Genomic DNA, 11,298 nt, shown 5'->3' with positions numbered 1-11,298 from the left:
AAATTTCAATATAGTAGCATCTTATATTTTTATACATTTCTATAAAGTAATTTACTACATATTAAAAAACTAACCATGTAGTAAATGGGGTTTAGATGCACATGAAGCAAGACAACTTAATCCGACTTCGCCGTTCCATTGCGATTTCCTATGTCTTCATGTTTCTAGCTTTGTTTACTGTGATTGGTGGTGCATTTGCTTATTGGTATGCACGAAAAATCACGCAAACAGAGAATGCCGAAGTATGGTTACAAGCCCAAGCTTTATGGATTATGCGAAATGTGGCTATTTATTCTATTTTGATCTGTTTTGCTGCACTTTGGTTTATTCCATTGATTTTTTTCTACTGGAATAGCGCGCTCTGGGTCACTGCTTGTATGGTGATGGGTGTGGTATTTACTCTGATTGCCTTTTTGTTTTTACTCAATGCTTGGCTGAAAGGCCTCTCTCGTTTTTTTAAAAACAAAGCTGTTTTTTAAAAGAACTGCACTTTTTTTCTTAACTGCCCTTGAAAAATTTGGTTTGACCCCCAATTTCAGACCACAGTTAAGTATTATCAAAATTCCGTGAGGAGCATCGCCAGACATGGCTAAACGTGATTATTATGAGGTTTTGGGCGTCGCTAAAACCGCTAGTGATGATGAAATTAAAAAAGCCTACCGTAAGTTGGCGATGAAATATCATCCAGATCGTAACCCAGACAACCCAGAAGCTGAAGATAAATTTAAGCAAGCTGCCGAAGCTTATGAAATTTTATCGGATAGCGAAAAACGCAGCATGTATGATCGAATGGGGCATAGCGCCTTTGAAGGTGGTATGGGCGGCGGTGGCGGCTTTGGCGGTGGTTTTAGTGCAGAAGATATCTTTAGCCAGTTTGGTGATATTTTCGGTGGCGCTTTCGGTGGGGGCGGTGGACGCGGTCAACAACGTGCGCGTCGTGGATCAGACCTTCGCTATGTTATGGAATTAACGCTTGAAGAAGCGGTCAAAGGCATTAAAAAAACCATTACCTTTACGGCACCAGCACCGTGCGATAGCTGTGATGGCAAAGGTTCAAAAACACCAAATGATGTCCAAACCTGTAAAACTTGCCATGGCGCAGGTCAAGTGCGTATGCAGCAAGGTTTCTTTTCGGTACAGCAAACCTGTAGCACTTGTCGTGGGCAAGGTAAAATCATTAAGAACCCATGTAATACATGTCATGGTTCAGGTGTAAAAGACCGTCAGCAAACGCTTGAAGTAACTATTCCTGCAGGCGTAGACAATGGTGATCGTGTTCGTTTAACGGGCAAAGGCGAAGCCATTGGTGGTGGTCAGTCAGGCGATTTGTATGTTGAAGTCGTGGTACGTGAACACGAAATCTTCCAGCGTGATGGTGCGGATCTCTATATGGATGTGCCTGTCAGCATTGCCGATGCTGCTTTGGGTAAAGAAATTCAGATTCCAACCTTAGATGGTCGTGTCAGTTTAAAAATTCCTGAAGGGACTCAAACGGGTAAAATGTTCCGCTTACGAGGTAAAGGTGTTAAACCTGTGCGTACCAGTATGCAAGGTGATTTACTCTGCCGCGTTGTAGTTGAAACACCCGTGCATTTAACTGCCCGTCAACGTGAGTTGCTGAAAGAGTTGCAAGAAACGATGGATGGTGAAGACAGCAAATCATCACCGAAGAAAAAATCATTTTTTGGTTTGTTTGATTAATTCAAACTGCGAGATGTAAAAAGGGTGGTCTAAAGACCGCCCTTTTTTTATGCTTATTTTTTAAATTTATTCTTATATTTTAAATAGCACTATAAGAATGATCTTGAAGAATCAGTACTTCATGTCTGTTTACTCAAAGATCGGTGCATCAATTTCTTTTACATCGACTACATTATTTTCAGGTTCAGTTGGCTGTTCAGTCGAACTTGGCATAGTTTGTTGAAGCGGTTTGTTTTCAAGCATCATCGTGGTGGACGGCGTAACTGTGGTACGAATCTGAACCTTAGATAAACTTTCCAAGGTATCGCCTGTTTGTAATGCAGGTTCTGCCCAGACACTCGTCATGAAAGCTACAGTGAAAAGACCCATTAAGAATTTGTGAAGATGCATGTTGATTCCCTGATCATGATTTTTTGAATTGGTGTTGCGTAGTTTGCGCAGTGATGTTTACAGAGATATGAAAATAGATCCTCTTCCAGCATTATTTTTTAATGTTTTGTTTTCTAGGATGACTTTAGTTTTAAGAGCGCTTCATCATGCGCATATTTGCCCCTGATCGCCTATGATAAAGCCACAAAATACAGTTTTTCGTTAAACTTTTTTCAAGTAGAAACTTAGTCTCGCTACAGAGTTTTGCTATAGTAAGCACAATTTAGAATCAACATTAGGAATATGTTATGTCAGCAGCTCCACGCATTGGTGTATTGGGTGCAGGCGGTCGTATGGGACGCATCCTCATTCAAGCCGTTCAAGAAGCGGGTTATCAGCTTGCGGCTGCCGTTGAGCGTCCTGAAAGTAGCTTAATTGGTGCTGATGCGGGAGAAATTGCAGGGATTGGAGCTGTTGGTGTCAAGGTTGTGGGGAGCTTGCAAGACATATTAAAAGATTGTGATGTCATTATTGATTTTACTGCGCCTGTAGCGACCCAGCAGCATTTAAAATTATGCCGTGAAGCTGGCGTTGCGATTGTCATTGGTACGACTGGCATGAACGACGAACAAAAAGCTTTTTTAAATGAAAGCGCGGCACAAACGCCAGTTGTTTATGCAGCTAACTATTCTGTTGGGGTAAATGTGTCTATTAAGCTGTTAGAGCTGGCGGCTAAAGTTTTTGGTGATACAGTCGATATCGAAGTGATTGAAGCCCATCACCGTCATAAAGTAGATGCACCATCGGGCACCGCATTGATGATGGGTGATGCCATTGCAGATACTTTGGGACGCGATTTAAAAGAGGTGGCTGTATATAGCCGTGAAGGTCATACTGGACCGCGTGATCGTCAAACGATTGGTTTTCAAACCATTCGTGGTGGCGATATTGTGGGTGAGCATACTGCTATGTTTATTGGTGATGGCGAACGTGTTGAAATTACCCATAAAGCCACCAATCGCATGAATTTTGCATCAGGTGCGGTGCGTGCTGCGGCTTGGGTGGTTGGACGAGACGCAGGAAAATATGACATGAAAGATGTACTGGGATTTAATGATATTCAGCTTTAAAATAGTTAAATAGAATGGATAACGCCTCCACCCAATTAAAATAAGAAGTTCAATGGAATGAAAAAAGTGATCTTGATGGTCTGTGCCGTAGCTATGTTTGCTACAGCACAGGCAAAAACTGCTGAGCAGACCTTGAGTATTAATAAAAATAATATCAAAGTTTGGACTTATCAAAACAGTCAAAACCCAGTGTTTTCTTACAGAGCTGAAACGGTATATGACACGTCTATAGAAAAAGCCGTCAGTTTGGTTTTAGATGTAGAGAATGCTGTCAAATGGGTACCCTACATGGGCAGTGTGAAAGTACTTTATCGGGATGATAAAAAAGGTGAATTTTTGCTCTATATGGTGCTAGATTTTCCTTTTCCGCTCAAAGATCGTGATTTAGTGGTGCAAGGTAAAATACAAAAAAATGCCCAAGGCATCATTAGCATTAAAAATAAAGCGATTGATAAAGGCTATGCAAAAAATCCGAATTATGTTCGTTTGAACGATTATCAAGGCGATTGGACTTTTCAGAAATTAGCCAATAATAAAGTCAAAGTTTCGACTTATGGTTATGCCAATCCAGAAGGCTCTATTCCCTTAAAATTCGTTAATTTGTTTGTGGAACAGCAGCCTTATCAGATGTTGCAAAAAATGAAGACAGAGCTTGGCAAAAGTTCAAGTGTTCCTGTTTTACCGGAAGCCTTACGTTAGATTGCGCCCGAAAAGTTTGCAAAGGTAGGCTTTTTAAAATTGTCATACTCGGGAAAGATAGCACTTCATCTCTCATTTTTTAGGCTTTACAATTGGATAGATATCAGTTTTTTTGCTAAATTTTTGATATTCAGTTTAACAATTTTAAAAGTATGTATTTGCATAAAAAATGCTTTAGATCATTGTGGGGTGATTAAAAAAATCTCTGAATTTACATAAAATATAATCGGTTAGACGTTGATATATGGGATAAAGATGAAGTCGACAATTGAAGAGTTACATGCGTTTGTTACCATTGTCGATACTGGTTCTATTGTGATGGCGGCGGAACGTTTAGAGCAAACCACTTCAGGCGTAAGTCGTGCCTTAAAGCGTCTTGAAAATAAATTAGATGTCACTTTGCTTGAGCGCACCACCAGAAAACTCAAACTTACCCAAGAAGGGCAGTTGTTTCTTGCAAAAGCCCGTAAAATTTTAAACGATTTAACTGAAGCTGAAGATGGGTTATTAAAAGCGGATGCGGATACTTCAGGTCTAATACGAATTGATTCTGCCACACCTTTTGTGCTGCATGTGATTGTGCCGTTGATGCATGAGTTTATACAGCTCTATCCTAATATTGAAATTGAACTCAACAATCATGATCAGGTAATTGATTTACTTGAATATAAAACTGACTTAGCGATTCGTTTCGGTGAGTTACATGATTCTAGTTTACATGCCAAATTGCTGTGTCGGAGCCGCCTATATATCGTGGCGAGTCCTGATTACTTGGCACAATATGGAACGCCACATTCTTCAGCAGAGTTATACAGCCATACATTATTGGGTTTTAGCCAACCGACGCACTTAAATACTTGGCCACTTGAGTTTAAGGGCGAAGATTTTATCGCCCATCCGAAAATTAAAGCTTCCAATGGTGAAACTGTTCGCCAGTTGGCTTTACAAGGTGTGGGAATGACTTGCTTATCACGTTTTCTGGTCGAAGACGATTTACGTGCAGGGCGTTTGGTAGCTTTATTTGAAGAGCAGATTCGTATTGATTATCAACATATCCATGCTGTTTATTATCGACAAGAACATTTACCCAAACGTGTACGGTTATTTATCGAATTTATGACCCAGAAATTGTCCAAATATCTTTAAGTGATTTAAATACTTCATCTTTAAAAACTCTGCCAAACGAAGAGTCGTTTGGCAGTTAAAAAATTTTTAAATTGAAGAAGTGAAAATTTAAGCAAAATCAGCTTTGAGTACAATACGGTAACGCGCTTTGCCTGAGTGTAAATGTAGAAGGGCTTGATTCAATTGCGACATTGGAAACACTTCAATTTGCGGTGCAATATTTTTACGAGCTGCAAATTTTAATAATTGGCGTAATGCAGCAGGTGAACCTGTAGGCGAACCCGTGACCGATTTAGAACCGCCAATTAAGCTGCCTGTATTAATTTTTAAAGGTTCAAGTACTAAGCCCAACATATGAAGGGTGCCGTGCGGTGCAAGGGTCTGAATAAACGAGGCCCAATTCAACGTTACGTTGACTGTACTGAGCAATAAATCAAATTTTCCATATTGTGCTTTAATCGCATCAGTATCACGACTATTGACGATATGGTCAGCTCCCATTGCCTTGAGTTCATCACTTTTATCTAAACTGGAAGTAAAAGCGGTAATCTCACAGCCCCATGCTTTTAATAACTTAATCGCCATATGGCCTAAACCACCAATTCCAATCACACCAACATGATGTGTAGCCTGAATTTGATGTTGTAAAAGCGGATCAAATACAGTAATTCCACCGCACAGTAATGGACCAGCACTCTCTGGATCTAAATTTTCTGGTAGGGGGATAATCCATTGCCAGCCAGCGCGAACTTTATCTGCAAAACCACCTGCATGACCTACAATAGTTGCCGTAGAACCACCGGTACACAGCACTTGTTGCCCTGAAACACAGGGATCACAAGCTTGGCAACTTTCTGCCGTCCAACCTAGGCCAACACGTTGACCCACTGTTAAGCCTTTTGCTTCGCTCCCCAGTTGAGTAATTGTACCGATAATTTCATGGCCTGCCACCACAGGATAAACCGAAGAATTCCATTCATTATTAATAACGGAAACATCCGAATGACATAATCCACAATATTCAACTTTGAGCTCGACTTGATGCGGCTGTAGTTCTCCTGCATCAAATTGATAAGGCTCGAGTTCTGCACCTGCTTGCATGGCTGCGTAGGCATGAATGATATTATTACTCATAAGAGAATCCTTTTATTATCGTTGTAAATTATGTCACCGTTTTAAATGCACAATGGTTTTCATGATCATCGACCATGCCCACGGCTTGCATAAAAGCATAACAAGTGGTTGGACCGATGAATTTAAAACCATGTTTCTTTAAGGCTTTTGACAGTGCGACGCTGGTTGGGGTTTGAGCAGGTGCATGGCGATAGTCCGCTACATCGTTACGTAAGGGATATTGTTCAACAAAGTTCCATAGCCATTCAACCACATTATGATCTTGCTTTAATTTTTGCCATGCTTGGGCATTGTCACGAATGGCTTTGAGTTTAGCTCTATGTCGAATCAGGCCAGCATCTTGTAGTTTAAGTTCGAGTTGATCATCTTTCAATAGAGCCAATTCTGCAATTGGATATTGAAAAAAGTGTTGCCGATAGCACGCACGTTTTTTCAGTACCGTAATCCAAGAGAGGCCTGCCTGCTGTCCTTCTAAACACAACATTTCAAATAAATGTGCTTCATCACGACTGGGTTTGCCCCATTCATGGTCATGATAATCGAGATAAAGCGGATCGTTGGAGCACCAACCACAACGTTGAATTGACATGTTTGCTGCTCCTGAAATTGTTTTAAAGTTTAAATTCGGCCCATTGGTCGTGTTGATTATCCCAATAGTAAAGCTCGGCTTGCGGAAGTTGGCTAAATTGGATCCATTTATCTTCGCCCGTTTTTTCAGCAAAACCAGTACTGATTAAAAGTGCTTCTTCAGTAATTTCCATCACCCAACCTTGATGGCTTTGTCCAGCCAAGACAATTTTCTGCTGATTACCCGATTCGGCAAACTCAACAAGACGGTTGATTAATGCTTCTGACATGAATAGTTCCTAAAATTTAACGTAAAAAAGGATAGGGATTGACCGCACCACGACCTTTACCATTTAAGTAAATGCCATAGTGTAAGTGTGGCGCAGTATGTCGTGCATTGCCAGTGTTGCCAACATAACCAATCAGCTCACCTTTTTTGATATAATCTCCGACCGCTAAGCCACGTTTATGTTCATCAAGATGAGCGTAATAATGCCAACTGCCACCCGGTCCCATGATCCAAATGACTTTACCACCCAAATTGTTATTGCGTAAGTCAGCAATTAGCCCTTCTGTGGCACTCATTACTTTTGTTCCACGTGGAGCCATAATATCAATGCCTTCATGAAGACGACCATGACTACGTGAGGCTGCCCAAGTATCACGTAATTGTTTGGCTTTTATATGCTGTACTGGAATAGGCAGGGAAGGTTTAAGCTGCATATTTTTAAGTTTTTGTACTTGAGATGCAGGTAAAACGACAGATACAGGTTTTTTTGGGCTAGAAGTACATGCTGCAAGCCATAAAATGCTAAAACTCAAGAATAAAATATAAATTAAACGTCGCACGAATCATCCTTTTTGTTTTTAGAGCCTAAAAGTGTTCCGTATTCCCGTGTCTGACTATGTCATAAAGTTATAGCTGAGATCAATTTTTTCATGGCAGTGGGAATCCCCATTTCTGTTGCAAGCTGTGTCGTTAACCACGTTCCATTGAGTTCAATGGCAAGATGTTCTTGCTGGTCAGGTTCTACTTCAAAGCAAATGGCTGCAAGCTGCCAAGTAAAATGAGTAAAACTGTGACTAATTTCAACATGATGCACAACGTGCTTGAGGCCCAAAGACTGACATAATGGTTCGAGTTCAGCTGGATTTTCAATAATGGGTAAACACCACAACCCCCCCCATAAACCACTATGCGGGCGCTGTAGCCACAACCATTGTTCAGCACATTGTATGACGACAACCTGAGCAGATTTTACAGGGACAGCTTTTTTGGGTTTTTTAAAGGGTAATTCAGTTTCTAGTCCCTGTTGATGTGCTTTGCAGTGCGATTGCATTGGACAATATAAACACAAGGGTTTTTTTGGGGTACATACCGTCGCCCCTAAGTCCATAATGGCTTGGGTGTAGTCATGATTACGTTCAACGGGACAAAGTTTTTCTGCAATTTGCCACATGGCACGCTCATGCACAGGTTTGGACAAGTCATCTTCAATGGCAAAGAAACGCGCTAAAACACGTTTGACATTACCATCCATAATGACGCCATATTGACGTAATCCCAATGACATTAACGCCCCTGCAGTTGACGGGCCAATCCCAGGGAGTTCAATCCATTGTGCCAAGGTTGTGGGGAAATGCCCTTGTTGTGTCACTATGCCCGCTGCTTTATGTAAATTACGTGCACGTGCGTAATAGCCAAGTCCTGCCCAATACGGTGCAACATCGTCCCAACTGGCCTGACCCAAATCTTCTACTGTAGGAAATCGAGCAATAAAGCGTTCAAAATATTGCAATACTGTTTTCACTTGGGTTTGCTGCAACATGATTTCAGATACCCAAACCTGATAGGGATTATCGGTCACTTGCCACGGTAAATCATGACGACCGTATACATCAAACCAAGCCAGTAGGGCATCGGAAAAAGAAAATGATGACATGCGCACTGAGTATAAAAAATAGATGAAGAGTATAACGAAAAATAGGGGGCGTCAGCGTTGAAAAGCACAATAAAAAATGAAACTGATATTGTGCCGAGCTACATTGTATCTATAAGTAGATCTAAAGTTCGCACTGATTTATTTAATATTTAAAAGCGTCTGCTTGGGAGATGTCCGAGTTCTTTTATTTTAAACTGATGATTTTTAGCATATATATTAAAGCTATAAGAAAAAACCAATATCAGCGACAGATTAGTTTTAAACAGCTTTAAGAGTAGTCGTTAAAAAAGCCAGTAGAAGAATGGGTAAGGTGTGGCGTCCATGCCACAGCCGTACATCCTAAATCATGTACTCAGATTTAAAAGCAATAGTGCAGGATGATGATAATACCGTTATTCACTAATCATGCCCCAGCGTTCATCGAGCTTTAAAGTTTGCTTTTCATAACGCGGAATAATATGAATATGTAAATGTTCAGAAGCTTCCCCAAATACAGTGCCATCGTTAAAGCCGATATGGAAACCTGAAGGTTGGTGGCGCAATTGAAGTTCATTACGGGCAAGTTCAAGTAATGACATTAAGCTTTTGCGTTCTTTATCGGTCACTTCAAAAAAAGAACTGATGTGACGCAGTGGAATAATCACCGAATGACCTTTAGATAACGCAGTAGGCTCAGGTAAAATTACCCCAAAATCATTTTTATCAATAATGTCATATTCATCAAAGTTGCAATATGCGCAATTTTTTTCACTCATAATGATCTCCTCTTTTGTTAAAATATTATCTTGAATCATAATGTCAGCCAATGCTGAAAAAAATAAAAATATTTAAACGGTCTGTTTTTCAGTTAGGCAATGTTCCAGTAATTCATACATCGCCGCTAAACCCTGTTGCTCAGCTTGAACGTTATAACCCAAATCGACGCCATTGGCTTTGGCACGTTCGTCTGCAAGCGGGTTGCTAAAACCATGTTTAGCATCTTCAAAAACAATTACATCATGTTTAACTTGGGCGGCAAACATTTCCTCTTTAAAGTTGGCGACATCATCTAAAGTAACCATACTGTCTAGCTCGCCGTGTAGCACCAATATTTCAGCTTTGATAACACCAACTTGAGCAGGCGCCTTCGGTGTTAGGGTGCCATGAAAAGTGACGACTGCATGTAAAGGTGCACCTGAGCGTGCCAAATCAAGCACCACTTTGCCGCCATAACAAAAGCCTACAGCAGCCAGTTTATCTGGATTTACTTCTTCTTGGGCAGCTAATATCTCTAAACCTGCGGACGCACGGGTCACAATCGTTTCAGGATCATCAAAAGTTTGCATCATCCATTCACTGGCTTGTGGAACCTGAGTGGTCACTTTTTTGTCACCATACATATCAATGGCTAAAGCCGCATAACCTTGCTCTGCTAATTCTCGTGCGCGTTGTTCAGTATATTCATTTCTTCCCCACCACTCTGGCGCCACAATTACACCTGCTACAGGATGTTGCGATTCTGGTGCGGCGAAATATCCGACTAAAGAAGTGCCATCTGCCGCAGTGTACTGAATTTCGCGTGTTTTAATGGTGAAAGCCATAGCATTAATTCCTGTGGTAAATGCAAAAATATCAAAATGAATGAGATTGTATAATTGAATGTTTAAAATGATTGTACAAGAGGCATCTATTTTAATGACATAAGATGATGCATAAATTGCAACAATTTTTGAACAGATGAACTTGAGAATTAAATCAATAAATTAGATGTCTAAAATGAAATGAACTGCTGTTGGATTTACAATGAAAGACTTTTTCAATTTAGACAAGGAATAACATGAAAATTAAAGAAATATTTTAAAAATAAAGGAGGCAGCAAACAAGGCTATTTTCTTTGCTGCTTTAAACCACGGCAACTTATTTGCTTGGGTTCGGTAAAATTTCAAGCAGTTCGACATCAAAAATTAAGGTGCTGTTTGGTTCAATCACATCACCTGAACCAATTTGACCATAACCCAGTTTGGCTGGAATAAAGAAACGATATTGGCTTCCTTCTTTCATTAATTGTAAGCCTTCGGTCCAGCCTTGAATCACTTGACTCACTTGAAAATTAGCAGGTTGATCTCGAGCAATCGAACTATCAAAAACAGTGCCGTCAATTAAACGCCCTTCATAATTTACTTTCACCAGTGCGCTCGCTTTAGGTGATTTACCACTGCCTTGTTTAAGGATCTGATACTGCAAGCCTGATGAGGTCGTTTGGATGCCCGATTTTTTGGCATTATTGGCCATAAAAGCTGCACCGATCAGCGCATTTGCTTCAGCTTTTTGTTTGAGTTCGATGAGTTGTTTCGCATCACTACGTTTTTTATGTTGGGTCAAAACACTTGCCATTTCTTCATCAGTTAGGGTGGAAGGATTACCCTGAGCTGCTGTTTTAAGCCCCAATATAAAAGCATCTAGATCTAATTCTTTCACTGATTCAGCGTTACTACGACCCATCAAGTAGCCAAAGCTGTAGCCGACCTGTTCATTTAAACTACTGGTTCTGTTTACCGTTTTTGCAAAACTAACCGTGCTACATAAGCATAAACTAAGCAATATTATCGATGTTTTCATTTTTGTCTCGAGATAAATAAGGAGAGCAAAAG

General features: G+C 40.5%; 14 protein-coding genes. 5 read left to right on the top strand and 9 right to left on the bottom strand.

Annotation, left to right across the window (positions count from 1 at the left end):
- Positions 1-101: 101 nt before the first annotated feature.
- Positions 102-479 carry a hypothetical protein gene (locus H0S58_RS13545; protein ID WP_092720471.1) on the top strand — a complete coding sequence of 126 codons (378 nt, stop codon included), beginning with the start codon at positions 102-104 and terminating at the stop codon, positions 477-479.
- 106 nt (positions 480-585) lie between these two features.
- Entirely contained in the window at positions 586-1,701 is a 1,116-nt protein-coding gene (gene dnaJ, locus H0S58_RS13540) for a molecular chaperone DnaJ (RefSeq protein WP_193890168.1), read from the top strand.
- Between the two features lie 129 nt (positions 1,702-1,830).
- Here the strand turns inward: dnaJ and H0S58_RS13535 are convergent, their stop codons facing one another.
- Positions 1,831-2,091, bottom strand: coding sequence for a hypothetical protein (locus H0S58_RS13535; protein ID WP_193890200.1), 261 nt, complete (start codon positions 2,089-2,091; stop codon positions 1,831-1,833).
- Positions 2,092-2,378: 287 nt separating this feature from the next.
- Here H0S58_RS13535 and dapB point away from each other — a divergent pair, with 287 nt between their 5' ends.
- The 3 genes from dapB to H0S58_RS13520 all read left to right on the top strand — a co-directional run bounded on the left by dapB (position 2,379) and on the right by H0S58_RS13520 (position 5,045).
- Entirely contained in the window at positions 2,379-3,200 is an 822-nt protein-coding gene (gene dapB / locus H0S58_RS13530) for a 4-hydroxy-tetrahydrodipicolinate reductase (RefSeq protein WP_195726777.1), read from the top strand.
- Between the two features lie 57 nt (positions 3,201-3,257).
- Positions 3,258-3,899 (top strand): START domain-containing protein, encoded by a 642-nt coding sequence (locus tag H0S58_RS13525; RefSeq protein WP_195726776.1) that lies wholly within the window; start codon positions 3,258-3,260, stop codon positions 3,897-3,899.
- 255 nt (positions 3,900-4,154) lie between these two features.
- The gene (locus H0S58_RS13520) at positions 4,155-5,045 is read left to right on the top strand and encodes a LysR family transcriptional regulator (RefSeq protein ID WP_195726775.1); all 891 of its coding nucleotides are present in this window, start codon (positions 4,155-4,157) and stop codon (positions 5,043-5,045) included.
- Positions 5,046-5,132: 87 nt separating this feature from the next.
- Here the strand turns inward: H0S58_RS13520 and ahr are convergent, their stop codons facing one another.
- The 8 genes from ahr to H0S58_RS13480 form a co-directional block, all read right to left on the bottom strand.
- The gene (gene ahr, locus H0S58_RS13515) at positions 5,133-6,158 is read right to left on the bottom strand and encodes an NADPH-dependent aldehyde reductase Ahr (RefSeq protein ID WP_195726774.1); all 1,026 of its coding nucleotides are present in this window, start codon (positions 6,156-6,158) and stop codon (positions 5,133-5,135) included.
- A 28-nt stretch (positions 6,159-6,186) separates the two neighbouring features.
- Entirely contained in the window at positions 6,187-6,747 is a 561-nt protein-coding gene (locus H0S58_RS13510) for a DNA-3-methyladenine glycosylase I (RefSeq protein ID WP_195726773.1), read from the bottom strand.
- Positions 6,748-6,769: 22 nt separating this feature from the next.
- The gene (locus tag H0S58_RS13505; protein WP_053579118.1) at positions 6,770-7,015 is read right to left on the bottom strand and encodes a hypothetical protein; all 246 of its coding nucleotides are present in this window, start codon (positions 7,013-7,015) and stop codon (positions 6,770-6,772) included.
- Between the two features lie 16 nt (positions 7,016-7,031).
- Positions 7,032-7,574, bottom strand: coding sequence for a M23 family metallopeptidase (locus H0S58_RS13500; RefSeq protein ID WP_193890159.1), 543 nt, complete (start codon positions 7,572-7,574; stop codon positions 7,032-7,034).
- Positions 7,575-7,633: 59 nt separating this feature from the next.
- Entirely contained in the window at positions 7,634-8,668 is a 1,035-nt protein-coding gene (mutY, locus tag H0S58_RS13495) for an A/G-specific adenine glycosylase (protein WP_195726772.1), read from the bottom strand.
- 392 nt (positions 8,669-9,060) lie between these two features.
- Complete coding sequence (locus tag H0S58_RS13490) at positions 9,061-9,423, bottom strand: HIT family protein (protein WP_195726771.1); 363 nt, start codon at positions 9,421-9,423, stop codon at positions 9,061-9,063.
- Between the two features lie 72 nt (positions 9,424-9,495).
- On the bottom strand, positions 9,496-10,248 hold the full coding sequence (locus H0S58_RS13485) for a dienelactone hydrolase family protein (protein WP_195726770.1): 753 nt from the start codon (positions 10,246-10,248) through the stop codon (positions 9,496-9,498).
- A 316-nt stretch (positions 10,249-10,564) separates the two neighbouring features.
- The gene (locus H0S58_RS13480; RefSeq protein WP_195726769.1) at positions 10,565-11,266 is read right to left on the bottom strand and encodes an FKBP-type peptidyl-prolyl cis-trans isomerase; all 702 of its coding nucleotides are present in this window, start codon (positions 11,264-11,266) and stop codon (positions 10,565-10,567) included.
- Between the last annotated feature and the right edge of the window lie 32 nt (positions 11,267-11,298).

Source organism: Acinetobacter sp. TTH0-4 (assembly GCF_015602665.1).
GTDB classification, from domain to species: domain Bacteria; phylum Pseudomonadota; class Gammaproteobacteria; order Pseudomonadales; family Moraxellaceae; genus Acinetobacter; species Acinetobacter albensis.
This window is presented reverse-complemented; position numbering and strand designations above follow the sequence as displayed.